Raw genomic sequence first — 26,799 nt, forward strand, 5'->3', positions numbered from 1 at the left:
AAATGAAGAAGGCGATGCGGACTGGAGGGAATGGCCGGAAAAGGCAGGTTTCATAGAATGGAGATGGAGCGTCGGGTGTGGGATTGCGCGAAATGGCGCTTGCAGTCCACCCGGAGTGACTCCAAAAGCATAACGAATGTTCAGTTTTTTCAAGAAAAAATCTCCCCCCGCTGCTCCGCCCACGCCGAACGCCCCTGCGGTGCCTGATGCGGTATCTGCCGCAGCACCCTTGGCGCCCGCGTCCGGCCAGAGCCTGATCGGCAGTGCACTCGTCACACCGATTGATTTGTCTGCCAGCAGCCTTACCCCTGAGCGCGCCAGCTGGCTGAGCAAGCTACAGGCGGGTTTGCGCAAGACCGGCGCCAGCATCTCGACGGTTTTCACAGGCAACCTGATTGACGATGCCCTGTATGAAGACCTCGAAACCGCGCTGCTGATGGCCGACACCGGCGTGCGGGCCACCGAGCACCTGCTGGCCGATGTGAAGCGCCGCGTGCGCGAAGGCGGCATGACGCACCCGGTGGCGGTAAAGAACGCGCTAGTCGATGCGATTGCGCTGCTGCTCAAACCGCTGGAGCAGCCACTGGTGATTGGCCGCTATCAGCCGACGGTAATCATGGTGACGGGGGTCAACGGCGCTGGTAAAACCACCTCCATCGGCAAGCTCACCAGCCACCTGGCGGGTGAAGGCGCCACCGTGCTGCTGGCGGCTGCCGACACCTTCCGCGCTGCGGCGCGCGAGCAACTTGGTGTCTGGGCCGATCGCAACATGGTCGAGATCGTCAGCCAGGAAGGCGGCGACCCGGCCGCAGTGAGCTTTGACGCAGTGACCGCCGGCAAGGCGCGCGGCAAGGACGTGGTGCTGGTCGATACCGCCGGGCGCCTGCCCACACAGCTGCACCTGATGGAAGAGCTGCGCAAGATGAAGCGGGTGATTGCCAAAACCGGTCCCGCCAACATCCCCACCCCGCTGCCGGATGCCAGCCCCGACGACGCCATTCCGCCGCACGAGGTGCTGCTGGTCATCGACGGCAACACCGGCCAGAACGCGCTGGCGCAGGTCAAGGCCTTTGACGACGCGCTGCATCTGACAGGCCTCATCGTGACCAAGCTGGACGGTACCGCCAAGGGCGGCGTGCTGGCGGCGATTGCCCTGTGGGCGCGCGAGCGGGCGCTGGCCCAGCCGCAGCTGCGGCCGGTGCCGGTGTACTTTATTGGTGTCGGCGAGAAGCTGGAAGATCTGGAAACCTTCAACGCACGCGAGTTTGCCCAGGCGCTGCTGGCCTGATGCGTGGACCTGTGGTGTGCAGGATCATCACACCAACGTCCAGCCCATGACTTGAAACCGCGCGCCCAGCCACCAATTGCCCATTTTCAAGGACGCCTTCTTGCCCAGCTTCATCCAGTCGCTTCTGCGCTTTGTCTTCAAACTCGTTCTGGGCGTGTTCGCTGCCATTTTTGCGGTCAGCCTGTTGTTGGCTGCGCTGTTTGTGGTGGCGCTGAGCCTGCTCAAGGCGCTCATCACCGGCCGCAAACCGGCACCCGCTGTGGTGTTCGGGAAATTTCAGCGCTACTCCCCGCAAGGCATGTGGCCCGGCGCACGCCCCACTGCGGACACCGCTGCTCGCAGCGAAGTGGTGGATGTGGAAGCCCGTGAAGTGCAGGAGCCAGCCCGGCAGCTGGATGGCCAGCCCCACGCAGCCGAGGGCGACGACCCTCGGCCGCGCGCCTGATACCGACCACCCCTCTCGCCCAGTGGCTGCCCTCATAACACCCGTCGATTGCGGGTAATCCCTGATTTTTCGATCTGATTGCGTCATCCCGATGCAGGTCTTGCTTGGTATCATTCCATTTTCGTATACGAAATAAAGAATATCAAAATGGCCTTCCTGCTCCCCTGGCTCACCGAATCGTCCGCCGACCGCTTCAGCGACGTACGCGACACCTCGTTGGCCAAGCTGGTTCGGGACGACATGCTCGCGCTGATCCTCAAGGGCGTGCTGGCCCCCGGCCAGCGCATCAATGAGCCCGATGTGGCGAGCCGCCTGCAGGTTTCCCGAGTGCCGGTGCGCGAGGCCTTGCGTGAACTCGAAAGCTCAGGTCTGGTGGTGTCGCGCAAGCACTCGGGTGTGTTCGTGCGCGAACTGGGCAGCGACGAGATTCGCGACCTGTACCAGATGCGCGGGCTGCTGGATGGCTTTGCCGGTCGCTGCGCAGCGCAATTGCCCACCGACAAACGCCACGAACTCCTGGCGTTGCTCGATCAGTCGATTCAGGCGATGCTCGAAGCCGCCGATGCGCACGATGTGCAGCGGTACTACGCCGAGAACCTGCGCTTTCACTGGGTGATCGTCGAATCAGCCGGCAACCGGCAGCTGTCGGAAAGCTACCGCGGCATCGTGCAGAAGCTGCATCTGTCGCGTCTGAAAAACCTGTCTCAGGACATCGGCATGCGGGCATCGATTGCCGAGCACCGGGACATCGCCCAAGCGGTGCGCGAGGCCGACAGTGCACGCTGCGAATCGCTGCTGGCACGGCATGTGGATGACGCCTATCAGCGGCTGCGCCATGCACCCGCACCGGCACCCACACCGACAGCATCGCCAGCCACGCCAGCGAACCCTTTCCCCAAGCCCGCCAGAGAGCAGGCGGACGCCACCGCCTGAACGGGCACCAACACCACTGCAGTTACCTTCCCCTCAGCTTTCCCCTCAGCTTTCCTTCAGTTCACTACCTTCTCACTACAACGGAGACACCCATGAAAAGACGCACCCTGCTTCAAGCCGCCCCCGCCCTGATCTGCGCACCCCAGCTTGCGCTGGCTCAGAGCAGCTTCCCGAACAAGCCCATCCGCTACATCGTGCCAGTGGCTGCTGGCGGCGGCAGCGACATGGTTGGCCGTACCGTGACGGAACGCTGGGGCGCGCTGCTCAAGCAGAGCTTCATCGTTGACAACCAGGGCGGCGGCGGCGGCGTGATTGCCTGCCAGGCCACCATGCGCGCACCGGCCGACGGCTACACACTGCTGCAGGGCTACGTCGCCACCCACGGCACCAGCCCGGCCACGCGCAAGCTGCCCTATGACCCGATCAAGGACTTCACCCCCATCGGCATGATTGGCGCCACGCCCAACGTGCTGGTGGTCAACAGTTCGGTGCCGGTGACCAACGTCAAGGAATTCGTCGAGTACCTCAAGAAGAACCCGGGCAAGGTGAGCTACGGCTCGGCCGGCGCCGGCTCGCTCACGCACCTGACGATGGAACTGTTCAAGCAGCAGGTCAATTCGTTCATGGTGCACATCCCTTACCGCGGTGTGGCGCCCGCCTTCACCGACCTGATCGGCAACCAGACGCAGGCCATGTTCCCTGGTCTGGCGGCTGCCATTCCGCACATCCGCTCGGGCCGTGTTCGCCCGCTGGCTGTAACCGGCACCGTGCGCCATCCGCAGTTCAAGGATCTGCCCACGCTCGACGAGTCGGGCTACAAGGGCTTTGATGCACAGCAGTGGTACGGCGTGGTCGGCCCGGCTGGCATGCCTGCGCCGGTGGTCAAACAACTCAACGACACGCTGGCCGTGGTGCTGAAGGCCCCGGACATGCGCGAGAAGCTGTCCATTGAGGCCATCGAGCCGATGGTGATGACGCCCGAGCAGTTTGCGGCGTTCATGAAAACCGACATCGCCCGCTGGACCAAGATTGCCAAGGACCGCAACATCCAGCTCGACAGCTGATCGTTGATTGCTGTGCGACCACGCACTGCCGGAATCATCCGGCGGTGTTGGCCCGGGCGGCTGGCTGTTCGCAGCGCCGCTTGAGGCTTGAGGCCTGAGCTTTTTCACCCTCCCCGACTTCTCCTGAATTTTTCAACCCACGGCAATCCTGTTTGCCAGAACACACTTCAACACCATGGCCCGCAATACCCAGGTCGCTGCCGACCACAACGCCCCTGCCGTCACCCGCATCCTCGCCCAGTTCGTGGCCACGCACCCTTCGCGCGGCTGGAGCGATGCGGTGGACCACGAGGCACACCGCACCTTCATGAACTGGCTGGGCTGCGCCGTTGGCGCCGCACAGCATGAAGCGGCTGACGCTGCACTCGCCGCCGTCCACATGCTGCAACCCGCCGCACAGGCCAGCGTGCTCGGCCGCAAGGAAAAGGTCGACATGGCCAGCGCTGCGCTGGTCAACGGCATCACCTCGCACACCTTTGACTTTGACGATACCCACCTCAAAACCATCATTCACCCGGCAGGCCCTGTCGCCTCCGCTGTGCTGGCCATGGCCGAGCACACCGGCGCATCCGGCCGCGACGTGATCGACGCCATCGTCATCGGCATCGACGTGGCCTGCCGTGTCGGCAACGCCATGTACCCCGAGCACTACGACCGCGGCTGGCACATCACCGGCTCCACCGGCACGCTGGGTGCAGCCGCCGCCTGCGCACGCCTGCTCAAGCTCGATGTGGACCAGACCGCCATGGCTCTGGGCATTGCGGCCTCGCAGCCGGTGGGCATGCGCGAACAGTTCGGCACCATGACCAAGCCCTTCCACCCGGGTGGTGCCGCACGCGCTGGCCTGATGTCGGCCCTGCTGGCCAGCAAAGGCTTCACTGCCAGCCCCAAGGCGCTGGAAGCGCCGCGCGGCATGATGCAGACCGTTTCGACCAAGAACGACTGGAACGAGATCACCCATGAGCTGGGCCAGCGCTTCGAGATTTCCTTCAACAGCTACAAGCCCTTTGCCTGCGGCATCGTGATCCACCCCAGCATCGACGCCTGCGCCCAGCTCCGTGCCCAGGGCGTGACGCCAGAGCAGGTCGAGCGCATTGAGCTGAAAGTACATTCGCTGGTGCTGGAACTGACCGGCAAGAAGGAACCCGCTGATGGCCTGCAGGCCAAGTTCAGCGTGTACCACGGCTGCGCTGCGGGCCTGACCTTTGGTTACGCTGCGGAAGAAGAGTTTTCAGACGACATCGTCAACCGCCCCGACATGGTGGCCCTGCGCCGCAAGGTGGTGGCCACTGTGGACGACTCCATCGATGAAGCCAGCGCCGACGTTACTGCGGTGCTGACCGACGGCCGCCGCGTGCATGTGTTTGTCGAGCACGCCATCGGCTCGCTGCAGAACCCGATGACCGACGCCAACCTCGAATCCAAATTCCACGGCCTTTCAGACCCGGTGCTGGGCGCGTCACAAACCAGCGACCTGATCAAGGCCTGCTGGGCTGTTGGCCAGGCGGCCAATGTGTCGTCCATCGTTGCGCTCGCAGTACCCAAGGCGTGATCGTGGCGAGTTTGGCCTTGAGCACTACCCGCCCTCGCATCGTGGTGGTGGGCGACGGTGAGCAAGCCTTGCGCCGCCTGGGGGACTGGCGCACCATCGACAGCAAGGCCGACGTGACAGTTCACCACCAGCCGCTGCAGGGCGCGGCGCTGGTGGATGCACTGAAAGACGCCGATGCCGTGTTGCTGGTGCGCGACCGCACGCCGTTCGACGCGGCGCTGTTGGAGCAGTTGCCCAAGCTGCGCTATCTGGTGTTCACCGGCACGCGTAACACCACGCTGGACCTCGCCGCCGTGGCCGCCCGTGGCATTCCGGTGAGCCACACCGAATGGGGCCCGAGCAAGGACAGCACCTGCGAGATCACCTGGGCGCTCATCCTTTCGGCCACACGCCAGCTGGAGCAGCAAACCGCGCTGCTGCGCCGTGGCCAGTGGCGGCCAGAAGCGCCGGAGCCGCTGGCCGGCGTGCTGCATGGACAAACGCTGGGCCTGATCGGCCTTGGGGAAATCGGCGGGCGTGTGGCCCGGGTGGGCCAGGCGTTGGGCATGAAGGTCGTCACCTGGAGCCCCCGCATGACACCCGAGCGCGCCGCTGAGAAGGGCGCGACTGCTGTGGCGCTGGATGAACTGCTGGCCACCTCCAAAGTGGTCAGCCTGCACTTGGTGCCCACGCCGCCCACACACCACCTGCTCAACGCCGACAAGCTGGCCCTGATGCGGTCCGACAGCCTGCTGGTCAACACCTCCCGCTCGGCGCTGGTGGACGGCAAAGCACTGGTACAGGCGCTAGAAAAAGGCCAGCCAGGCTTTGCCGCACTCGACGTGTTCGATGTGGAGCCCCTGCCCGCCAACGACCCCCTGCGCAGCCTGCCCAACGTGCTGCTCACGCCGCATCTTGGATTTGTCACAGAGCCGGTGTTTCAGCGCTTTGCCACCGGGGTGACGGAATGCCTGGAGGCCTGGCTGGACGGCAAGCCGCTGGTCAGGCCAGTGATAGCCTGAACCACCCAATTGCTTCCGCGAGCAGGCTTTACCCAGCCGACACCTCGGCCGAGAACTAAATCCGGCAGAACACCTCAAACACTAGGGTTTCCACTGATTAGCCTTGTGCTATCCGGTTGATTGAACCTGTTGGTTAGCACTCTCTCCAAGGGAGTGCTAATATTTAGCCTTAGTAAAGGAGTTCGTCCATGTCTTATGCCCTCTCGCCCAAGTTGCTGACGCCCGCCGTCGCCGCGCCGGTTGCCGGAGGCGGTGCTGTGGCCGCTGTGAACCCCTGGTCGCTGGTTCCCCCTCTGGGCAACCTCGACGCCTACATTTCTGCTGTGAACCGGCTGCCCATGCTCACTCTGGAGCAGGAGCAGGAATACGCCAAAAACCTCAAGGAAAACAACGATCTGGATGCTGCCGGGAAGTTAGTGCTCTCTCACTTGCGGCTGGTGGTGTCGATTTCGCGCAAATACCTGGGCTACGGCCTGCCGCATGGTGACCTGATCCAGGAAGGCAACATTGGCCTGATGAAGGCGGTGAAGCGCTTTGACCCGGACCAGAATGTGCGTCTGGTCAGTTACGCCATGCACTGGATCAAGGCCGAGATCCATGAGTACATCCTGAAGAACTGGCGCATGGTCAAGGTGGCCACCACCAAAGCCCAGCGCAAGCTGTTCTTCAACCTGCGCTCGATGAAACAGGGTTACAAGGATGACGCCGACGCCGCGACCCACCGCGACACGCTGACCGAGGGCCAGATCGATGACATGGCGAAGACGCTGAACGTCAAGCGCGAGGAAGTCATCGAGATGGAGCAGCGCATGTCGGGTGGCGACGTCCTGCTGGACCCGAGCCCGGGCGACGACGGCGAGGACGCCTTTGGCCCGATTGCCTACCTGGCCGATGCCACGCAGGAGCCGACCGCGCTGATGGAATCGCGCCAGCGGGACAGCCTGGCCAGCGACGGCATCACCGCCGCGCTGGATGAACTGGACCCGCGCGCGCGCCGCATCGTCGAAGAGCGCTGGCTGAAAGTGAACGACGACGGCTCAGGCGGCATGACGCTGCATGATCTGGCGGCCGAGTACAAGGTCAGCGCCGAAAGGATTCGCCAGATTGAAGTGGCGGCGATGAAGAAAATGAAGAAGGTCCTGGCCGCTTACGCCTGACCTGCCAGCCACATGGACAAAAGGCCTGCACCCGAAAGGGTGCGGGCCTTTTTCATGTCTGCTGAAACGACGCTGCGCCAGCGCCAAAGCGGTCAGCTGTTCTTGAGCAGCAGTTTGATGTCTGACGCCAACGGCTCGGCACCAGTACCGTAGCGGCTGTACAGGCGTATACGCCCCTGGGTGTCGAACACATAGCTGCCGGCCGAATGGTCCATGGTGTAGCTGCCGGGCGTTTTGCCTTCGACCTTCTTGTAGTAAACCTTGAAGTCCTTGGCGACCTGGGCCAGTTGCTCCGCAGTCGGACGCAGTGCGATGAAGCCCGGGTCGAAATTGGCCATGTACGGCTTGAGCAGTTCGGCCGTGTCGCGCTCCGGGTCCACCGTGATGAAAACCGCCTGCAGCTTGTCGCCGTCAGCGCCCAGCATCTGCTTGATCTGCACCAGTTCGGTCATGGAGGTCGGGCAGACGTCGGGGCACTGCGTGAAGCCAAAGAACACCACTACCACCTTGCCGTCGAAGTCGCCCAGCGTACGCACATTACCGTGCTGGTCGGTCAGGGAGAAGCCCTTGGCGTAGTCTGCGCCCGTGAGGTCGATGCTTTTGAACTGCGGCTTGTCAGGCGAGCAACCGGCCAGAGCCACCATGGCCGCTGCAGCGGCCCCCACGGCAATTCGCAGGACAGCCCGGCGACCCGGCGCGATGGATACAGGTGGAATATTCATACGAGATAGTGGTCCAGCAGCAATGCGGCAAACAGTGCCGACAGATGAATCAGTGAAAAGCGGAAGGTCTTGCGCGCCAGTGCATCAGAGTAATTGCGCCACAGGCGCCAGCCGTACCAGCAAAAACCAATGCTCAAGCCGACCGCTGCCACCAGATACAGCCAGCCGCTCATGTGAAAGATGAAGGGCATCAGGCAGGCTGGGAACAGCACCAACGTGTACAGCAGGATCTGCAGGCGCGTGAACTCGTTGCCGTGCGTCACCGGCAGCATGGGCAGGCCCGATTTGCGGTAGTCCTCCACGCGGTACAGCGCCAGCGCCCAGAAGTGCGGCGGTGTCCAGAGGAAGATGATGAGGAAAAGAATCAGCGCCTCGGGGCCGACAGTGCCCGTCATCGCGGCCCAGCCCAGCACTGGCGGCATGGCACCTGATGCACCGCCGATCACGATGTTCTGCGGCGTCATCGGCTTGAGGATCACGGTGTAGATGATGGCGTAGCCAATGAAGGTGGCAAAGGTCAACCACATCGTCAGGGGGTTGACCCACGCGTAGAGAATCCACGACCCCAGCGCGCACAACACCGCCGAGAAAGTGAAGGTGAGCCAGTTGCTCAACTCACCTTTGGCCGTGGGGCGCCACGCGGTGCGCCGCATGCGCGAGTCGATCTGCTGCTCGACGATGCAGTTGAAGGCGGCGGCAGCGCCTGCCACCAGCCAGATGCCAGCGCAGGCGATCAGGGCCAGCCGTACATCTGGCCAGGTCGGCACGCCCGGCACAGCCAGCACCATGCCGATCAGGGCACAGAACACGATGAGTTGCACCACACGCGGCTTGGTCAGCGCGTAGTACTGCGCAAAGCGCGAGGGCACGTGGGCCGGGGGTGCCACGGCAACGGAAGGAGGTGTGGAATTCATGGCGATGGGCTAAGCCCCTGATTTTGACGCATCGCCCAAGGCGCCCCGCCAGTTCTGCGAAAAGACAAGTCCCGACAACACCACCACCAGACCCGCCGCGCCACCGGTGTGCGACACCGCCGCCAGCAGCGGCCAACCCAGCACGACGTTACTGACGCCGGTGAGCACCTGCAGCAAGGTGAGCCCGACCAGCCAGCGCGCAGCCGTGCGGTGCACCGCGTCGCGATGCAGACACCAGGCCAGCGCCATGAACACCACAAACACCAGATAGGCGCCCAAACGGTGCACATAGTGAATGGCGGTCAGCGCTGCAAAACTGATGTTGGCGCCGTCACGCCCTGCCCCCAGTTCACGCCAGATGGTGAAGCCTTCGCGGAAATTCATCTCGGGCCAGAACGACTTCTGGCAGCCGGGAAACTCCGTACAGGCAAGTACGGCGTAGTTGGTGCTGACCCAGCCACCCAGCGCGACCTGCACCCACAGCAGGGCAAACGCAAAGAGCAACAGCCACCGCGTGCGGGGGCCAATCACGCCGCCCATCAGCTGCCCGGCGATTCGCGCATAACGCACCGACTGCGCCCGCAGCAAGGCCAGCAACACCAGCCCGCCGAGCAGATGCATCGTCACGATGGCGGGAAACAGCTTCATCGTCACCGTCAACGCGCCAAACGCGCCCTGCACGCAAACCCAGACCAGCGTCGCCGTGGGCAGCCACGGCTGCACCTGCTCGATGGCTTGTCCGGTGCGTTGCGTGGCCCGGCTGCGCCGGTACTCCAGCCAGCTGAGCACAGCCAATGTGAGGATCAGCACGCCCACCCCAGTAGCCATGTAGCGGTGGATCATCTCAATCCACGCTTTCGAATGCGTGACAGGGCCGGTCGGCATGGCACTCTGCGCAGCATCGATTTCCTCCCGCGCACCCACCGGGCTGGCACTGCCGTAGCAGCCCGGCCAGTCCGGGCAACCAAGGCCGGAATCTGTCAGCCGAGTGAAGGCACCAAACAGCACCAGATCAAAGGTGATGAACAGCGTGACCAGCGTCAGCACACGCAGCCGCTGCCGTAAAGACGCATTCGGGCTTCGCACCCATACCCACGCAAGAGGCCCCAGTGCAATCACCACACCCATGAGCATCAGGCGCAAGGCAGGGCTCAGGTCGTAAAGGTCTTGTGAACTCATGGTGAGAACCAACCGCTCATGGCAACGCGCACCAGAATTTCAGGCCAGCATGAGCCGCGGGACTGGCTCCGCCAGACCGCAGGCGGAGCGCCCCCGAGGGGCTGACGACTGCGGCTCCAAGCCTGCCTGCGCAGGCTTGGACGGGAGGAAGGGCCAATGCCTCTGGCGTGGGCACGTCCAGGGAGCTACACGAAGTGAGCGACCGTGGGGGCTCCATCAACGGCCTTCCTTGTCCCAGCTGTTCGACGCCCGCAGCAGCCGCTCCAGATCGCGCTTGGCCTTGGCTGCCGAGGGCGCATCCATGTTGGCCGGGAAGCGCATCATCCAGTTGCCGATCGGATCGACCACATACAGATGGTCTTGAAGGCGCTGGCCTGCCGCAGGCTCCAGCCACTTCGACAACTCACCAGCAGGCACACGCAACACGGCCGCACCCGTCAGCGCAGGCTTGAGTGCGTCCTTGACGGGCGCTGCATCGGGCACCAGCCACACGCGGTCCAGACGTTCTTTTTCCTTACCAAGCGATTCGCGCAGCTGCCGCTGAAAGTAGAGGTTCTGCTCGCAGCGCGCATCGCACTCGCCACTGGCAACCGTGATGAGCAGCCACTGGTCCTTGAGCTCCCGCAGATCGCCCGACTGGCCTTCCAGCGACTGCGTGGTCATCGCCGGCAGCGTGCGCTGCGGATCAATCAGCTCACCAAAATTACGCCGACCTTCCGGGCGAATGACGTAATAAGTGAAGTAAGACGCGAGCACAGGCGCCGCACACACCAGCAGCACGCCCAGCATCTTCCAGCGGCCAGCGACGGTGCCCGGCGCACGCGTGCTGGACTGGTCAAGCACTGGCATGGCATGCACAGTAAGGCCCAGAGGCTGGTCCTGCAGGGTCGTTGCGGCGCCGTGGGGATGGGGGTCAGAGGTGTTGTTTGTCACGGTAGCGTGTCGCGGCCAGGGCCACGTGTTGAAGATCGAAAAGGAGCTATCCACTGGAACCACGCGTAGAGCACCAGCACCAGCGCGCACAGGCCAAACCACTGGAAGGCGTAACCGTAATGTTTTTCCACACCATAGTCCGGCGCCGCCCATTGGCGAAGCAGGCCTTCGCTGGCTGCGCCGGTTTGCAGCATGGACACTTCCAGCAAGGGCAAACCAGTTTCCAGCCTGAACGCTGACAAGTCCAGATTTTGACGGATGCGGCCACCACTGGCGCCCGAGAACTCGTAAAGCTTGGAAGGCGGTGGGGCAATCCGGCCTTCGACACTGACCACACCCGAGGGTGTTTCCACAGCGGGCAGACGCGCGCGGTCGGTGAAGTCACGCAACACCCAGCCTCGCTGCACCAGAATCGCCTGATTCGTGCCCTCCAGCATCAGCGGCGTGACCACCACAAAGCCGGTCTTTCCCGCCATGGGCCGGTTGTCCAGATAAATCGTCTGATCGGCGCGCCAGCTGCCGCGCAGCACCGCCGGACGATGAATGACATCAGGACTGCTGGCCGCAGGCAGCAGACTCGCCACATCAAGGGGTGCGCGCTGCCGCTGCGATTCGATACTCGCCTGAAGGCTTTCCTTCTGCGCGGCACGGCGCAATTGCCACTGTCCGAGCGAGAAGGTCACGCCAGCCACCAGCACCGCGGCGAGAGTGACCACCCAGAACCGTGGCGAGTGCAGCTTGCGCATCATCGGTTGATAATCCGGGTCATGACTTACCTTGTTGCACTGGCGTTTCTCGCCATTCTGGCCAGCCTGGCTTCCGCACTTTTCTTCATGCTGCGGGACGGCACAGACGGCAAGCAAAAAACCAGCAACATGGCGCGCGCGCTGGCGTTTCGCGTTGGTTTTTCAATAGTGCTATTCATCTGCATTCTGGTGGCCTGGAAACTCGGATACATCCAACCCAGCGGAATTCCTGCTGGCAAATAAAAGATAAAAGCTGGATAAATGACAAAGGCCGCATCAGCGGCCTTTGATTCAGGCGGCAACCGCCGCCCCGATAAATCAATTACATCCAGTACACGAGGACGTAGAGGCCCAGCCACACCACGTCCACGAAGTGCCAGTACCATGCGGCACCTTCAAAACCGAAGTGCTTCTCTGCGGTGAAGTGGCCCTTCTGCAGGCGCAACGTGATGAACAGCAGCATCAACATGCCCACGAACACATGGAAACCGTGGAAACCGGTGAGCATGTAGAAGGTGGAGCCGTACACGCCGGAGGTGAGCTTCAGGTTGAGCGCTGAATACGCGTGGAAATACTCGTAACCCTGCACCACCAAGAACACCACGCCCAACAGCACGGTCAGCCACATGAAGGCGATAGTGCGGCCGCGGTGGTTCTCGCGCAGCGCGTGGTGGGCAATCGTCAGCGTGACGCCAGAGGTCAACAGCAAGGCGGTGTTGATGGTCGGCAGCCAGAACGGGCCCATCGTGGTGAAGGGCTCAATGATGTCAGCGGGTGACGCCGTCATGCCGGCAGCAGAACTCGGCCACACGGCCCGAAAATCAGGCCACAGCAGCGCGTTTTCTAGATTGCCCAGCTCAGGCACCGAGTGGGAGCGTGCCCACCACAAGGCCGTGAAGAAGGCGCCGAAGAACATCACCTCGGAGAAAATGAACCAGCTCATGCTCCAGCGGAATGAGAGGTCAATCTTGCGGCCGTACATGCCGCCTTCGCTTTCAGCGATGGAGTCGCGGAACCACTGGAACAAGGTGCCGAGCCACCAGGCCATGCCAAAGGCCACAGACCATGCTCCCCAGCCAGCACCATTGATCCACTGGCTGGCACCGAGAATGACGAAGAACAGGCCGATCGATGCCATCACCGGGTGGCGCGATGGACCGGGTATGAAGTAGTGGGGGGTGGCCCCGTGGGATGCTGACGACATTGCTCGACTCCTGTTTTCTCTCTGATTTCCGATAACTCTTACATCTGAACCGCAGGGCTGCGCCCCACGCAGCTCGCCGATATTTCAGCGGACCACGACCCAGTTCACCAGCAGCATCAAGGCTGCTACAAAAACAAATACACCAATGAGGCCCGCCAGAATGATGTGCAGCGGACTCAGGCGCTTCACATCTTCTTCATAGGCTCCGCGCGAGCGTAGCCCGACAAAAGACCAGGCCACCGCCTTGGCGGTGCGCCAGAAAGAATTCTCACCCACAGCTTCAGCGGGCTTGCTCATACGCCTGCGGGCTTTCCAGCAGGGGCCACGGCCGCGCTCTCTGCGCCGGGCGCTGGTGGGGTCTTCCCACCCACTTCAAAGAACGTGTAGGACAAGGTGATCGTGCTGACGTCCTTGGACAAACGCGGATCGATCACAAATGCCACCGGCCATTGTTTCTTCTCACCGGGTGCCAGCGTGTACTGGCTGAAGCAGAAGCATTCCAGCTTGCTGAAATGGGCACCCGCCTGGGAGGGCGCATAACTGGGAATGGCCTGCGCCGACATGGTCCGGTTCTGGATATTCTGGAACTCGTACATCACGGTGGTCAACTCGCCCGGATGGACCTGCACCGACGCCTGCGCTGGCTTGAAGTGCCACGGCCCGCGTGCGTTTGCATCGAACTCGACCGTGATGGTGCGACTGCGGTCCACCTGCGTGTTGGCGGGCAGGGTCGGCGTCGCGCCGGGAATCTGCCTGTCGCCCAGGGCGAGGATGTTGATGCCGGTCATCTCGCAGATGGCCTTGTAGATCGGCACCAGCGCATAACCGAACAGGAACATGCCGAGCACGATCACGCTCAGCTTGCCCAGCATCTGGAAATTTTCTCGCTTGAGCCGCATCAGGGGGTTACCGTGTGGAATGACTGGAACTGATTCTCACGGGACGCCTCAGCGCCCCAGGAAAATCATCTTGGCCATGAAACCCGCGAAGAACACCAGCGCCACAGAGGCGAGGATCAAGGCCAACCGCAGGTTGGTCTTCTTCTGTTCGGTTGGCATGACCTGTGTCCGTTCTGGATCGGTTCCGGAACGCATCAGCCAATCACGCGGGTTGCCGTGGCATCCAGGCGTGGGGGCGTCTCATAAGTGTGGAACGGTGCAGGCGATGGCACTTCCCACTCAAGACCTTCGGCACCCTTGCCGCCTTCATCCACCCACGGGTTCTGCTTGGCAGGAACGCCCTGGCCGCGCATGGTGGGCAGCACGATGAACAGGAAGAAGTAGAGCTGTGCAAAGCCGAAGAAGAACGCACCCACGCTGGCAATCGCGTTGAAGTCAGCGAACTGCATCGGGTAGTCTGCGTAGCGACGCGGCATGCCGGCGAGACCCAGGAAGTGCATCGGGAAGAAGGTGACGTTGAAAGAAATCAGCGACCACCAGAAGTGGATCTTGCCGCGGGTTTCGTTGTACATCACGCCCGTCCACTTGGGCGACCAGTAGTAGTAACCGGCAAACAGTGCGTAAAGCGAGCCGGCCACCAGCACGTAGTGAAAGTGCGCCACCACGTAGTAGGTGTCCTGCAGCTGGGTGTCAATCGGTGCAACAGACAGGATCACACCCGTCAAGCCGCCAATGGTGAACACAAAGATGAAGCCGACGGCAAACAGCATGGGCGTCTCGAAGGTCATCGAGCCCTTCCACATGGTCGCAATCCAGTTGAACACCTTCACACCGGTCGGCACCGCGATCAGCATGGTCGAGTACATGAAGAACAGCTGGCCCGTGACCGGCATGCCGGTGGTGAACATGTGGTGCGCCCACACAACGAAGCTCAGAATGGCGATGGAGCCGGTCGCGTACACCATGGAGGCATAGCCGAACAGGCGCTTGCGCGAAAAAGCCGGAATGATCTGGCTGATGATGCCGAAGGCCGGCAGGATCATGATGTACACCTCGGGGTGGCCGAAGAACCAGAAGATGTGCTGGTACATCACCGGGTCACCGCCGCCAGCGGGGTTGAAGAAGCTGGTACCAAAGTGGCGGTCTGTCAGCGTCATGGTGATGGCGCCGGCCAGCACAGGCATCACGGCGATCAGCAGGTAGGCGGTGATCAGCCAGGTCCAGCAGAACATCGGCATCTTCATCAGCGTCATGCCGGGGGCGCGCATGTTGAGAATGGTGACGATGATGTTGATCGAGCCCATGATGGACGAAGCGCCCAGGATGTGCATCGCAAAAATACCGGCATCCATCGACGGACCCATCTGCAACGTCAGCGGCGCGTACAGCGTCCAGCCTGCTGCTGGTGCGCCACCGGGCATGAAGAAGGAACCGGCGAGCATCAGGCCCGCAGGGATCATCAGCCAGAAGCTGAAGTTGTTCATGCGGGCAAAGGCCATGTCGGCCGCGCCGATCTGCAGCGGGATCATCCAGTTCGCAAAGCCCACAAAGGCCGGCATGATGGCGCCGAACACCATGATCAGGCCGTGCATGGTGGTGAGCTGGTTGAACAACTCGGGGTTCACCAGCTGCAAGCCAGGCTGGAATAGTTCCGCGCGGATACCGAGAGCCAGCACGCCACCGAACATCAACATGAAGAAGCTGAACAGCAGGTACAGCGTTCCGATGTCCTTGTGGTTGGTCGCAAACACCCAGCGACGCCAGCCCGTGGGGGCGTGGTGATCATGGTCATCATGCGCATGATCGTGGTGATCGAGAACTGCACTCATCTTGGCTTCCTTTGGTAGCTTTTACCGGTAACTTTGTCATCGGCGCCAACCGTCTCGGCGGGGCGCATACGCTGTCAATTATTCAGACGCCGCCGCACCCTGCGGGCGTGCGGTACGACGTCTACTCGTTGTTATTTGCGGGCTGCCTGCAATTCGGCTGGCTGCACCACCTGCCCTGTCTGGTTCGACCAGTTGTTCTTGGTGTAACTGATAACGGCAGCGAGGTCGGTGTCGCTCAGCGACTTCCAAGCAGGCATGGCACCGCCGGCTGCGCCGTTGAGCATGATGGCAATCTGCTTCTTGTGGTCTGCGTCGAGAACGATGGCAGAACCATCAAGCGCCTTGATCGGGCCGGCACCCTTGCCGCTGGCCTGGTGGCAGGCGGCGCAATTGGCTGCGTAGACCTTTTCACCGCGGGCTTTCAGGTCGGCCAGCGTCCAGACCTTGGAGGGATCATCAGCCAGCGCTGCGGCTTCCTTGGCCTTGGCAGCCACCCAGGCGGTGTAGTCTGCAGCCGAAACCACCTTCACGTGAATGGGCATGTAAGCGTGTTCCTTGCCGCACAGTTCCTGGCACTGGCCATAGTAGTCGCCGATTTTTTCTGCACGGAACCAGGTGTCGCGCACGAAGCCGGGAATAGCATCCTGCTTGATGCCGAAAGCCGGCACCGCGAAGGCGTGGATCACGTCGTTAGCGGTGGTGATGATGCGAATTTTCTTGTCCACCGGCACGACCAGCGGGTTGTCCACTTTGAGCAGGTAGTTGTCAGGCTCGCTGCCGGGCTTGGGGCCGCCCGCATTGGACATCTCGCGGTGGGTGTTATCGAGCGTCGAGACGAAACCGATGCCCTCGCCCTCACCCTTGATGTAGTCATAGCCCCACTTCCACTGGATGCCAGTGGCCTTGATGGTCAGGTCGGCACTGGTCGTGTCTTTCTGGGCCACCAGCACCTTGGTGGCCGGCAGTGCCATCGCGATCACGATGATGAAGGGAACCACCGTCCAGGCGATTTCCACCGCCGTGGACTCGTGGAAGTTGGCCGCTTTGTGGCCGACAGACTTGCGATGCTTGACGATGGAATAGAACATCACCGCAAAAACGGCAACGAAGATGGCCAGGCAGATGGCCATCATGAACCAGTGCAGCCACTGCTGCTCGCCGGCGATTTTGGTCACGGCCGGGTGAAGGTTGAGCTGGTTGACGGCTGGACCGCCCGGCAGGTCGTTGACGGCATGGGCAGCCGTGCTTGTCCAGGCCGCCGCCGATACCAGAATGGTGCCCGCATGCGCGATGCCAAGCCGTGTCAGTTTGCCCATGGTGTTGCTTACGTTCATCGTGATCACTCAATCCGCTTCTGTATTTGCTTTAATTACCAACCAATTCAACCTGCTGATTATAAAGTTACCCGGTGAGCACTCGCGGCGCCAGGAACTTACTCGACGCTTTCAACGCCGGCATCAACAGCCGCGCAAGGCCAAACGGATCTCGCGCGCCAGCGCAGGTCGCAGTTCAGGGCGCACATGCCGCCCCACTTTCACCGACTGCCCTTGCCCGGACACCTCAATCAGCGATCCGTCGCTGTCCTGGGGCTCTACCCGCACCCACTGGCGGTTGAACTCCGCGCGCTGCGTCCGGCCCGCTGTTTCGAGCTCCACGACCAGTCGGCCACCTTCAAGAACAATTCTTTCCCCGTCGCTGGCATGCCGGGCGTAGATCAGGAAGGCAGCACCCACCACCAGCAGTTCCAGCCACGCAAACGGCATGACCATGCGCGCGCCCTGCACCCAGAAGAAACCCGCAATCCCCAGGGACACCACGCACAGCGAAACGTACAACCAGCCCAACTGGGCAGGCCTGAGTGAACAGTGACGCTTGAGAAGCCAGAGCACGGCATCATGGCCGGGCCCACCCTGCACGGGCGGTGTGGCGAAACGGAACGTGGGTGGCGGCTGCAGCATGTGGCAACCCTCAAAAAAAGCAGCGGATCGGACATGCCGACAACCGCATGAGGCTTGGGAACATACCCAAAAAATCAGCTTTGGATTGTAGCCGCGTTCACTCGGGGCACCCAGTAATTGACAGCCCAAACCCGACTGCCGCAAGGTGTCGTCCTGTGGCGATTACCGCAGCGCGCCGCAGGGTCAAACGGCAGGACGCTGACCTTGCAGCATGCTGCGCATGTCGGCCACCGATACCGCGCTCAGCGGGCTCACCTTCACGCGGGGAGTGGCCTTCAGCGCATGGCCATAGACCACCTCAAACGTGAGCGACAGACGGCCGTCTGCACCGACCAGACGCTCAGCCAGCGTGTTTTCCAGTTGGGCGCGCCACCGTCGGCCGCGAAGGGCCGGAAACCGCGCCGGGTGGAAATTGCGGCCCACCTCCGCCAGCTCGGCAAGCAACCGGGCCGGTGTTTCATAGGTCAGCGTGATGCGCTCCATGTCCATCACAGGTTCGGCAAAGCCGGTCTGCACCAGCATGTCACCCCAATCGTGCATGTCCGTCAGTTCATGGCCGGCAGGGGGCCAGCCCAGTTCGGCATACAGAGCGCGCAGTTCACGCGCGGTGTCCGGGCCCAGACAGGAAAACATCAGAAAGCCTTGCACCTTTAACAGCCGGTGCCAGTGCGCCAGCAGTTTTTGTGGTTCGGCAGCCTCATGCAGTGCCATGTTGGCCCACAGCATGTCGGCAGAGGCATCGGCAGGCGCACCGAAACGGGTTGCGGCGCCCAGCCAGCGCCGTGGCGCCCACCAGGGCGGCACGATCACCTGTCTGGCGCGCGCAGTCTGATGCGCGTGGGCTTCCATCACAAAACACGCCGAGCGGGGATAGCGCGACACCAGATCGGTGTGGGCTTTCACGCCGCCGCGCAAAGCGCCCCAATGCACCCAGGCCTCGGGCTGCAACTTGATCCACTGCAGGCGATCCAGCATGCGCTGCGCCACTTCCTCGTGCAGCCACGGTGACGCCTGCGGCGCCGCACGCTGCCAGCGGGCAACGGCAACGGGGTCGAGCGTGGGAGGACGCTGGTCAGCGGTCATGAAAAGAAATGGCGGATGAAAGAAGCCGGAAGGCGTGGCGTGGGTCGGCCCCGACGCAGCATGCAGCGCACAGTGCTCATGCTGCACGCGAGTATATTGACACGGTGTTCACCCTGTTGCGTTCCACCATGTCCCTTGCAGGGCCGAGCAAGCCCGGATGGCCTCGGCTTTCCAGCCAGTGTGCCGTCTGCCGCAGCTGGCCGGCCGAGTCGGTCTGCACACCATGTGTGGCGCGTTTTGTGATGCCGCGTCGGCGCTGCAACCGCTGCGCCATCAGTCTGCCGCCAGACACCTCGGAAGGGCTGCGCAGCGGGCCCGACCTATGCGCCAACTGCGCCGTGCATCCACCGCCCCTTCGCACCACCCTGGCTGCGGTGCCATACGCCTACCCATGGTCAGACCTGATTGGCCGCTACAAATTCGCTGACCAACCGGCGTGGGCAGCTTTCTTCGCCTCACTGCTGCTGCGCGCGCCAGATGTCGCCACAACACTGGGCGAGCTGGATCGCGACGACTGGATCGTCCCCATGCCCCTGTCGGCTGCTCGCCTGGAAGCGCGGGGCTTCAACCAGGCATGGGCCCTGGCCACTGCGTTGGCACGCGCCTCAGGAACGCTCGCAAAGTGCGACGCCGGATTGCTGCTCAGGGTGCGGAACACTGCACCCCAAAGTCAATTGCAGCGGCAGGCCCGGCTGGCCAATATGCGGGGTGCTTTTCAGGTTGATCCGCTGCGGGCCGCCTCGCTGGCCGGACGGCGTGTGGTGCTGGTGGACGATGTGATGACCAGTGGTGCTTCGGTGTTTGCTGCTGCGGGTGCGCTGGCAGAAGCTGGTGCAGCCGAGATCACAGCCCTCGTGCTGGCACGCACTGACAGCGCCGAGGAATGAGCCGCCCCGGGCGCACCGCCGCGCGACAATCCCCTCATGTTCAACATCGTTCTGGTCGAACCTGAAATCCCGCCCAACACCGGCAATGTGATCCGTCTGGCCGCCAACACCGGATGCCGGCTGCATCTGGTGGAGCCCCTCGGTTTCTCGATGGACGACAAGCACATGCGACGGGCTGGCCTGGATTACCACGAGTACGCGCAAGTGCTGCGCCACAAGGACTGGCCATCGTTTCTGCACACCGAGCAACCCGCCGCTGATCGCCTGTTTGCGCTCACGACCCGTGGCTCGGGCAGCGTCTTTGACGTCCGCTTCCAGAGCGGCGACTGGCTGGTATTTGGCTCGGAAACACGGGGCCTGCCGGCAGATTTACGGGAGTCATTTGCACCCGAGCAGCGCATTCGGCTGCCCATGGTGGAGGGACAGCGCAGCCTCAACTTGTCCAACGCGGTGGCGGTGACGGTATTCGAGGCCTGGCGGCAGCTCGGTTTTCACCAGGACTGAGCAGAGTCTCCTCGGCGACTCATCGGGATTCGGGTAAACCCTAGAATCTCGCCTGCTTTTCGTCTGCCCTTTGTTCCGGACTGCGCCACACGACCTGTCTGCGCAGGCCCCCACTCCAGCCTTTATCGCCGGTCCACAAGACCGGGTTAACCGAGCCATGTCATGTTGATCAAACGCATTTTTGGCGTCACTGCGCCACCCTTCTTTTCCAGCACAGGCGCTGCCGCCAACCGGGTACCCGTCGAAGTCATCCGCGAACACCTTACCGCACTGCTGCATGACTGCACGGACGTGAGCGCGCAGCGCATCATTTACCGCATCAATGCCACGACCACACCGGCCGAGCTTTGGCTCCTGCGCAGTGATCTACTGCAGTGCATCGCACGCGTGCGAAACCAATCAGAAGCCGTTGAACGCATCAACAGCGTGATCAACGTGTTTGAAGGCTGGGTGCCAGACAGCCAGCTGGCGCCCATCTGACGCCAGGCCCCCGGGTCAGCCCGGCGCTGAGGAAGTTTTGCCAAGCCCTCAGGGGTAGCGGCGCACCAACGACTCCGCCACGCAGACTGGCTTGGACTCGCCTTCGCGCTCCACCGTGACGCGCCAGGTCAGCTGCACACCATCGCCGTCCACCGGCTCTGCTGCCAGCAGATGCATGTGCGCCCGCAGGCGGCTCCCGACAGGCACAGGCGCCGTGAAACGGACCTTGTTGAGACCGTAATTGACCCCCAGGCGCGAGCCCGAAATGTCAAACGACGACTCGAAGAAATGGGGCAACAGGGAAAGTGTCAGAAAGCCGTGCGCAATCGTGGTGCCGAACGGCCCGGCCGACGCCTTTTGCGGGTCCACATGAATCCACTGGTGGTCACTCGTCGCGTCGGCAAACAGGTTCACCTGCTGCTGCGTGATGGTGATCCACGCGCTGGTGGCCACATCCTGGCCCACACAGGCAGACAACGCGGAAAGATTCTCGAAGGTTCTCATGGCGCCACTGTAGCGCCGGCCAACAACGTCAACGGGGCCACCTGTCCATTGAGCGACAAGGTGAACGTGGCTCCCCTTACTGGTCCAGCCAGCGGCAGATCCCCTGCCACTGCTCGAGGTCCTTTTCCACCCGACTGGGCGCCACATCGAACAGCGTGAGGCCGCGAGCAGCAAGGTGAATGTAGTTCTGCGTGTCGCGCACATAACCCAGCACCGGAAGGCCCAGCCCCCCGACAAACTCGCGCAGCTTGTCGGCGGCAATCGTGCGCCCATCGACCCGCATACCCACGATACCGACCTGCAACTTGCCGGCATGGCGGTGCTCGGCCAACTGGTCGAGAAAGGCGCGGGTGGCAAAGATGTCGAACACGCTGGGCTGCAGCGGTACGATGATCTTGTCGGCCAGCTTGATCACGTCATTGAAACGCCAGCCGTGCAGGCCACCGGGGGTGTCGAGCACCACATGGGTCGTGCCTTTGGGCGGTTTGACGATCAGGTCAGCACTGACATCCCAGGTCGCAATCGGCCGCGCGGCCGCAGGCCTGAGCCCCAGCCAGAGGCGCGAGGACTGCTGCCGGTCAGCGTCGCCGAGCATCACGGCATGGCCCTGGCTGGCGAAATAACCCGCCACATTGGTGGCCAGCGTTGACTTGCCAACGCCTCCCTTGGGATTGGCGATCACAACCACGGACATGCGATTCTCCTCTTATTGAGCCATGCTTTTACGCTATGGTAACGGCATGGACACTGTTCTCACAACCGCTGACAACGGCGGAGATCGACCGGTCGATGCCGCCGCTGCCGACATCTATGTGATCGCGGCCCACCCCGCCTGGCGCGAATCGCGCGTCAACCGGCCGTTGATGGAAACGGCCAAGGGCCTTCCGCGCGCCGTGGTGCAGGACCTCTATTCCAGCTACCCTGACTACGCGATTGATGTGGCGGCTGAGCAGGCCGCGCTGGCGCGCGCCAGCCTGGTCGTGCTGCTGCACCCGATCCAGTGGTATTCCATGCCGGCGCTGCAGAAGCTGTGGCTGGACGAGGTGCTGACTTACGGTTGGGCCTACGGCGGCGGCAGTGAGGACCCCGAAGCTGGCACGCCCTCATCGACGGGCCAGGGCCGGGCTTTGCAGGGCAAGGACCTGTGGCTGGTCGCCACCACCGGTGGGCCGGAGTCCTCCTACCATCCCGAAGGCTACAACCGCTATTTTTTTGACGCCTTTCTGCCACCCTACGAGCAGACAGCCGCGCTCTGCGGCATGCGCTTTCTTCCGCCGCTGGTGCTGCATGGCGCGCACAGCGTGGACGGGGCCACCGTGAGCGCGCATGTCGGCATGTTCCGCCAGCGCCTGCAAAGCTACCCCGACTGGCCGGAGCTGGACGATCTTGAGCAATGCGCGGCGTGCGTGGTGCCGATGAAAGACCGGCCCAGCGAAGCGAATGACAAGTTGCGTGAAATGAAAGCTGCGGGGGTTGCCCCATGAGCACGGCGCCGGCCTGGCTGTCGAACAGCTTCATCTATCTGGCGGCGGCAGTGATTGCCGTGCCACTGGCCAAGAAACTGGGGCTGGGCTCCATCATCGGCTACCTCGGCGCCGGCATTGCCATCGGCCCCTGGGGACTGGGGCTGGTCACCAACGTGCAGGACATCCTGCACTTCGCTGAATTCGGCGTAGTGCTCATGCTGTTTCTGGTGGGGCTGGAGCTGGAGCCGCAGCGCCTCTGGAATTTGCGCCGACCAATTTTCGGCTGGGGCAGCGCGCAGGTGCTGGCCTGTGCCGCCCTGCTGACTGGCGTGGCCATGGCGTTCGGCGTGCGCTGGCAGATCGCGCTGGTTGCGGGGCTCGGTCTGGCTCTTTCGTCCACCGCCATTGCGCTGCAGGCCATCGGCGAGCGCAACCTGATGCCGACCCGCAGCGGGCAGGCCGGGTTTTCGATCCTGCTGTTTCAGGACGTGGCGGCGATTCCGATTCTGGCGCTGCTGCCCTTGCTGGGCAGCATGGCCGGCGATGGCGATGCACTGGCACCCATCAACCGCTGGCTGGAAGGCATCAAGATCCTGGTCGTGATCGGCGGCATCATCCTGGGCGGCCGGCTGCTGTTGCGGCCACTGCTGCGCTGGATTGCCAACAGCGGAACACCCGAAATCTTCACCGCTGCTTCGCTGCTGCTGGTTGTCGGCATTGCAGCGCTGATGCAGCTGGTGGGCCTGTCGATGGCGCTGGGCGCCTTTCTTGCCGGCGTGCTGCTGGCTGAAAGCGAATACCGGCGCGAACTGGAAACCGACATTGAGCCCTTCAAAGGACTGCTGCTGGGCCTCTTTTTCATTGCCGTGGGCATGAGCATCGACTTCGGTGTGCTGTGGAAATCGCCGGGGCTGATGGCCGCCATCCTGTTCGGCTTTCTGCTGCTCAAGCTGGTGGTGATCTACGGCCTGGCGGCGCTGATGAAGCTGCCGTTTCAGGAACGACCGGTCTTCACGGTGTTGCTGGCCCAGGGCGGGGAGTTCGCGTTCGTGGTGTTCCAGGCAGCGGCAGGTGCGCAGGTCTTCTCAGCCGAGGTGGCGTCGCTGCTGATCGGGGCCGTGGCGCTCTCGATGCTGCTGAGTCCCCTGCTGCTGGTGGCCATCGACAAGCTGTTGCTGCCCCGCTATGCCGGGCGCAGCGGGCCTGCGCTGGAAGAGATCTCAGAGCCGCAGGAGGCGCCAGTGATCATCGCGGGATTCGGTCGCTATGGGCAGATTGTCGGGCGCATGCTGCTGGCACAGGGCATTCAGGCCACCGTGCTGGACCACGACGCCGACATGATTGAAACTGTGCGCGCGTTTGGCTATCGGGTGTTTTATGGCGATGCGACCAGGCTCGATTTGCTGCGTACGGCGGGTGCTGCCAACGCCCGGATTCTGGTGCTTGCGGTCGATGACGTCGAGCAGTCGATGAAGATCGTGGACCTGGTGCACGAGCACTTTCCGCAACTGCAGATCGTGGCGCGCGCCCGCGATGTCACGCACTGGAACCAGCTGCGTGACCGCGGCGTACTGCGTGTCGAGCGCGAGGTCTTTGAATCCAGCCTGCGCAGCGCCCGCACGGTGCTGGAAGTGCTGGGTCAATCACCGCACGAAGCGCGACAGGCCGCGATGCGTTTTCGTCAGCACAACCTGGCCCTGTTTGAGCAGATGTACCCACATCGCAAGGACCGCAGCAAACTGATTGCCGTGGCGACACAAGGGCGCCTGCAGCTGGAGGAACAACTGGCACAGGAAAGACAGCAGGGGCAGCGCCGTCCTGCTGGTTGGCGTGACTGATAACGGCGCTGGGCGCTATCGCATCAGCACTGAACACGGTCAGTTCCGGATTTGCTCCGATTCACGGCGCCTCTGCTCTGTGGCCCGCCGCTCCACACAGACCGGATGGTTGGTGAAGGCAGGCTTGGCGCACTGCTCCGTCATGCAGATCTGAAAGCCGATCAGCACGCGACCTTCGCACGCCTGGCGGGGACCAGCGGCTGTGGCGGCGGCTGGCGCAGGGGCCACTGCGGCGGATGGGCGCTCGGGCGTGGAGGGGCGCTCCGGTGTGCTTTCAGCGGTCTGTTTGGCAGCGGCTGCCTTGGCCGCGCGTTCTTTCTCGATAGCCGCCTTGCGTGCAGCCAACGCCGCAGCCGCTTTGGCTGCCGACGCTGGACTCGCGGGCGCTGATGCCGCTGATGCTGCAGGCGCCACGGCAGCCGCCTGTGCTGGCGGGGTGGATGGGCTCTCGTTCGATGCTGGCGAGGCGTCTGGCGACACAGCCGCTGCATCAGGTGCTGATGCCGTGGCCGGTGAACCCGACGACAGCTTGAAGACAGCCCCGCCCACGACCAACAAGGCCACCGCCGCCACAACCCAGACGCCGCGACGGGAAGGTGCCGCCGACGCAGGCGTGCGCGGTACGGTGGAAACGGGGGACGCCGGCGCCGCCGCTTCTTCCCTTGAAGGCGCTGGCGTATCGCTGGCAGACGTTTGTTCGCTCGCCGAAGCGTCTGCAGCGCTCACAGTAGCGGGGGGCGAGGACTCCTCGTTGGCAGCTGAGTTGTCTGCAGCTGCTGTTTCGTCAGACGCCGAAACAGCCGCACCTGCGGATGGCCTGCCCACGGGTGCGCCCAATCGCGTGGCGTCAGGATCGTCAGACGCCGGATGCGGTGCGCCTGAGGGTGGGACACCAGCGGCTGCAGGCGCAGTCCGCGCCGCCTGCTCCAGGGCCGACCATGCGCCATCGGGATCAGCTGTTCCCGCAGGCGATGAAGGGGTCACCGCAGATCGCGGCACCACCAGGGTTCCGGTTCTCTGGCGAACGTCGGAGTCCTCGCCACTTCCGCCACCCAGCTTGCGCAGGCGCCGCCGTGCCAGATCGGCGTAAATGCCGGACGGAAACTTGTCGAGAAAGCCCTGGATGTCTTCCAGATCGGTGGATTCCTTGATGTCTTTCCAGTAGACCAGTTCCACTTCCTGCGTCACGGTGGAGACGCCGCCGCTGGTGCCCGATTGCAGCCCGGTCAGTGCTTCGCCTGCCAGCAGGGTTGATGTCCAGGTGGATTGCCGGCCCGGCCCCCCTTCAACAGCAGGTGGCAGCACGGTGGGGTCGGCCGCCTCGCGGGCGGCGGCTTCCAGCGCCGCAGAGAACTCCTGGGCAGTGGCGTAGCGCTGATCGCGTTTTTTGGCCAGCGCGCGCGCCACCACCCCATCCATCGCAGCGGGAAGCTTGGGGTTGAAGGTGCTGGGTGGTGCGGGGTTATGACCAACAATCTGCTGGATGGTGGCGAAGTCGGTGTCGCCGTCAAACGGGCGCTTGCCGGTCAGCAACTGGTACAACACGATGCCGGCCGCAAACAGGTCTGCACGGGCGTCAATCGGCAGGCCCTGGACCTGCTCGGGCGACATGTACTTCAGCGTGCCGACGATGGAGCCTTGGGTGCGCGTGGTTTCGCCGGAGTCTTGGATGCGCGCCACGCCAAAGTCGGTCAGCTTCACGCGACCGCTGGCTTCGATCAGCAGATTGGCCGGTTTGATGTCGCGGTGAACAATGCTCTGGCGGTGCGCGTAGTCGAGCGCCGAGAGCAGGTCGGTCATGATGGTGAGCGACTGCTCCAGCGAATACAACTCGCCCTTGTCGAGGTGGTGCTTGAGATCATCCCCAGCGATGAACTCCATCACCAGAAAGGCGATGTCACCGTCGCGGTCGGAGTCGTACACGCTGACGATGTTCGGGTGCTGCAGGCGGGCCGCCGAGCGCGCCTCGGTGCGAAAGCGCACCTCGTATTCGGCCGCCGCTTCTTCGGAGAGGTTCTCGACCTTGATGGTCTTGATCGCCACGCGCCGGTCGAGGTTGGGATCACGTCCCTCGTACACCAGACCCATGGCGCCCTTGCCGAGCACCCGGATCAGTTCGTATCGGCCAAGCTTCTTGATGCTCATGGGTGGGGAGTGGAAGAAAACTCTGCCTGCCGGGAATACCGCGCTGCTGTCATGCCACGCCGCCCCGT

General features: G+C 63.1%; 29 protein-coding genes. 13 read left to right on the forward strand and 16 right to left on the reverse strand.

All coding sequences use genetic code 11. The features are described 5' to 3' along the window. Positions 1 to 136: 136 nt before the first annotated feature. From ftsY to rpoH, 7 genes are all read left to right on the forward strand, one after another. Positions 137 to 1,288 (forward strand): signal recognition particle-docking protein FtsY, encoded by a 1,152-nt coding sequence (gene ftsY, locus AAG793_RS08195; protein WP_341906561.1) that lies wholly within the window; start codon positions 137 to 139, stop codon positions 1,286 to 1,288. A 100-nt stretch (positions 1,289 to 1,388) separates the two neighbouring features. Then, complete coding sequence (locus AAG793_RS08200; protein ID WP_341906563.1) at positions 1,389 to 1,733, forward strand: hypothetical protein; 345 nt, start codon at positions 1,389 to 1,391, stop codon at positions 1,731 to 1,733. 147 nt (positions 1,734 to 1,880) lie between these two features. Then, a complete protein-coding gene (locus AAG793_RS08205) occupies positions 1,881 to 2,666 on the forward strand; it encodes a GntR family transcriptional regulator (RefSeq protein ID WP_341906566.1) in 786 nt (261 codons plus the stop codon). A gap of 92 nt (positions 2,667 to 2,758) precedes the next feature. Beyond that, complete coding sequence (locus tag AAG793_RS08210; RefSeq protein ID WP_341906568.1) at positions 2,759 to 3,730, forward strand: tripartite tricarboxylate transporter substrate binding protein; 972 nt, start codon at positions 2,759 to 2,761, stop codon at positions 3,728 to 3,730. 175 nt (positions 3,731 to 3,905) lie between these two features. After that, the gene (locus tag AAG793_RS08215) at positions 3,906 to 5,282 is read left to right on the forward strand and encodes an MmgE/PrpD family protein (RefSeq protein WP_341906570.1); all 1,377 of its coding nucleotides are present in this window, start codon (positions 3,906 to 3,908) and stop codon (positions 5,280 to 5,282) included. Positions 5,283 to 5,299: 17 nt separating this feature from the next. Next, on the forward strand, positions 5,300 to 6,283 hold the full coding sequence (locus AAG793_RS08220) for a D-2-hydroxyacid dehydrogenase family protein (RefSeq protein ID WP_341906573.1): 984 nt from the start codon (positions 5,300 to 5,302) through the stop codon (positions 6,281 to 6,283). Between the two features lie 188 nt (positions 6,284 to 6,471). Then, a complete protein-coding gene (gene rpoH / locus AAG793_RS08225; RefSeq protein WP_341906575.1) occupies positions 6,472 to 7,440 on the forward strand; it encodes an RNA polymerase sigma factor RpoH in 969 nt (322 codons plus the stop codon). Positions 7,441 to 7,532: 92 nt separating this feature from the next. Here the strand turns inward: rpoH and AAG793_RS08230 are convergent, their stop codons facing one another. The 5 genes from AAG793_RS08230 to AAG793_RS08250 all read right to left on the reverse strand — a co-directional run bounded on the left by AAG793_RS08230 (position 7,533) and on the right by AAG793_RS08250 (position 11,937). Continuing rightward, on the reverse strand, positions 7,533 to 8,084 hold the full coding sequence (locus AAG793_RS08230; protein WP_341907668.1) for an SCO family protein: 552 nt from the start codon (positions 8,082 to 8,084) through the stop codon (positions 7,533 to 7,535). Between the two features lie 74 nt (positions 8,085 to 8,158). Next, entirely contained in the window at positions 8,159 to 9,076 is a 918-nt protein-coding gene (gene cyoE / locus AAG793_RS08235; RefSeq protein ID WP_341906577.1) for a heme o synthase, read from the reverse strand. Positions 9,077 to 9,085: 9 nt separating this feature from the next. Further along, entirely contained in the window at positions 9,086 to 10,255 is a 1,170-nt protein-coding gene (locus tag AAG793_RS08240; RefSeq protein WP_341906579.1) for a COX15/CtaA family protein, read from the reverse strand. A gap of 216 nt (positions 10,256 to 10,471) precedes the next feature. After that, positions 10,472 to 11,104, reverse strand: coding sequence for a hypothetical protein (locus AAG793_RS08245; RefSeq protein WP_341906581.1), 633 nt, complete (start codon positions 11,102 to 11,104; stop codon positions 10,472 to 10,474). 80 nt (positions 11,105 to 11,184) lie between these two features. After that, positions 11,185 to 11,937, reverse strand: a complete 753-nt coding sequence (locus AAG793_RS08250) for an SURF1 family protein (protein WP_341906583.1) — start codon at positions 11,935 to 11,937, stop codon at positions 11,185 to 11,187. An 18-nt stretch (positions 11,938 to 11,955) separates the two neighbouring features. On the opposite strand from AAG793_RS08250, the gene AAG793_RS08255 reads away from it, so the two are divergent. Next, positions 11,956 to 12,177, forward strand: a complete 222-nt coding sequence (locus AAG793_RS08255) for a twin transmembrane helix small protein (protein ID WP_341906585.1) — start codon at positions 11,956 to 11,958, stop codon at positions 12,175 to 12,177. 79 nt (positions 12,178 to 12,256) lie between these two features. On the opposite strand, the gene AAG793_RS08260 is transcribed toward AAG793_RS08255, so the two are convergent. From AAG793_RS08260 to AAG793_RS08295, 8 genes are all read right to left on the reverse strand, one after another. Continuing rightward, positions 12,257 to 13,138, reverse strand: coding sequence for a cytochrome c oxidase subunit 3 (locus AAG793_RS08260; protein ID WP_341906587.1), 882 nt, complete (start codon positions 13,136 to 13,138; stop codon positions 12,257 to 12,259). 84 nt (positions 13,139 to 13,222) lie between these two features. Further along, positions 13,223 to 13,435, reverse strand: a complete 213-nt coding sequence (locus AAG793_RS08265; protein ID WP_341906589.1) for a DUF2970 domain-containing protein — start codon at positions 13,433 to 13,435, stop codon at positions 13,223 to 13,225. After that, positions 13,432 to 14,037, reverse strand: a complete 606-nt coding sequence (locus AAG793_RS08270) for a cytochrome c oxidase assembly protein (RefSeq protein ID WP_341906591.1) — start codon at positions 14,035 to 14,037, stop codon at positions 13,432 to 13,434. Before AAG793_RS08270 ends, AAG793_RS08265 begins: the two co-directional genes overlap by 4 nt. A 48-nt stretch (positions 14,038 to 14,085) precedes the next feature. Continuing rightward, complete coding sequence (locus tag AAG793_RS08275; protein WP_341906593.1) at positions 14,086 to 14,196, reverse strand: cytochrome oxidase small assembly protein; 111 nt, start codon at positions 14,194 to 14,196, stop codon at positions 14,086 to 14,088. Positions 14,197 to 14,231: 35 nt separating this feature from the next. Beyond that, on the reverse strand, positions 14,232 to 15,866 hold the full coding sequence (ctaD, locus tag AAG793_RS08280; RefSeq protein WP_341906595.1) for a cytochrome c oxidase subunit I: 1,635 nt from the start codon (positions 15,864 to 15,866) through the stop codon (positions 14,232 to 14,234). A gap of 131 nt (positions 15,867 to 15,997) precedes the next feature. Then, positions 15,998 to 17,200, reverse strand: a complete 1,203-nt coding sequence (coxB, locus tag AAG793_RS08285) for a cytochrome c oxidase subunit II (protein ID WP_341906597.1) — start codon at positions 17,198 to 17,200, stop codon at positions 15,998 to 16,000. A 123-nt stretch (positions 17,201 to 17,323) separates the two neighbouring features. Then, positions 17,324 to 17,824, reverse strand: coding sequence for a DUF2244 domain-containing protein (locus AAG793_RS08290; RefSeq protein WP_341906599.1), 501 nt, complete (start codon positions 17,822 to 17,824; stop codon positions 17,324 to 17,326). Between the two features lie 183 nt (positions 17,825 to 18,007). Continuing rightward, the gene (locus tag AAG793_RS08295; protein ID WP_341906600.1) at positions 18,008 to 18,907 is read right to left on the reverse strand and encodes a methyltransferase domain-containing protein; all 900 of its coding nucleotides are present in this window, start codon (positions 18,905 to 18,907) and stop codon (positions 18,008 to 18,010) included. 128 nt (positions 18,908 to 19,035) lie between these two features. Here AAG793_RS08295 and AAG793_RS08300 point away from each other — a divergent pair, with 128 nt between their 5' ends. The 3 genes from AAG793_RS08300 to AAG793_RS08310 all read left to right on the forward strand — a co-directional run bounded on the left by AAG793_RS08300 (position 19,036) and on the right by AAG793_RS08310 (position 20,778). Further along, positions 19,036 to 19,794 (forward strand): phosphoribosyltransferase family protein, encoded by a 759-nt coding sequence (locus tag AAG793_RS08300; protein WP_341906603.1) that lies wholly within the window; start codon positions 19,036 to 19,038, stop codon positions 19,792 to 19,794. A gap of 36 nt (positions 19,795 to 19,830) precedes the next feature. Next, complete coding sequence (gene trmL / locus AAG793_RS08305; protein ID WP_341906606.1) at positions 19,831 to 20,298, forward strand: tRNA (uridine(34)/cytosine(34)/5-carboxymethylaminomethyluridine(34)-2'-O)-methyltransferase TrmL; 468 nt, start codon at positions 19,831 to 19,833, stop codon at positions 20,296 to 20,298. Positions 20,299 to 20,460: 162 nt separating this feature from the next. After that, positions 20,461 to 20,778: a hypothetical protein gene (locus tag AAG793_RS08310; protein WP_341906608.1), complete on the forward strand. Its 318-nt coding sequence runs from the start codon at positions 20,461 to 20,463 to the stop codon at positions 20,776 to 20,778. A 48-nt stretch (positions 20,779 to 20,826) separates the two neighbouring features. Here AAG793_RS08310 and AAG793_RS08315 read toward each other — a convergent pair whose 3' ends face one another. After that, the gene (locus AAG793_RS08315; RefSeq protein WP_341906610.1) at positions 20,827 to 21,282 is read right to left on the reverse strand and encodes a MaoC family dehydratase; all 456 of its coding nucleotides are present in this window, start codon (positions 21,280 to 21,282) and stop codon (positions 20,827 to 20,829) included. Between the two features lie 76 nt (positions 21,283 to 21,358). After that, entirely contained in the window at positions 21,359 to 21,976 is a 618-nt protein-coding gene (locus tag AAG793_RS08320; RefSeq protein WP_341906612.1) for a ParA family protein, read from the reverse strand. 46 nt (positions 21,977 to 22,022) lie between these two features. On the opposite strand from AAG793_RS08320, the gene AAG793_RS08325 reads away from it, so the two are divergent. Further along, entirely contained in the window at positions 22,023 to 22,766 is a 744-nt protein-coding gene (locus AAG793_RS08325) for an NAD(P)H-dependent oxidoreductase (protein WP_341906614.1), read from the forward strand. Next, on the forward strand, positions 22,763 to 24,586 hold the full coding sequence (kefC, locus tag AAG793_RS08330) for a glutathione-regulated potassium-efflux system protein KefC (protein WP_341906616.1): 1,824 nt from the start codon (positions 22,763 to 22,765) through the stop codon (positions 24,584 to 24,586). Before AAG793_RS08325 ends, kefC begins: the two co-directional genes overlap by 4 nt. A 39-nt stretch (positions 24,587 to 24,625) precedes the next feature. On the opposite strand, the gene AAG793_RS08335 is transcribed toward kefC, so the two are convergent. Beyond that, positions 24,626 to 26,731: a protein kinase gene (locus AAG793_RS08335; protein ID WP_341906618.1), complete on the reverse strand. Its 2,106-nt coding sequence runs from the start codon at positions 26,729 to 26,731 to the stop codon at positions 24,626 to 24,628. Between the last annotated feature and the right edge of the window lie 68 nt (positions 26,732 to 26,799).

The sequence above is a fragment of the Polaromonas sp. YR568 genome, assembly GCF_943372955.1.
Taxonomy (GTDB): domain Bacteria; phylum Pseudomonadota; class Gammaproteobacteria; order Burkholderiales; family Burkholderiaceae_C; genus Polaromonas.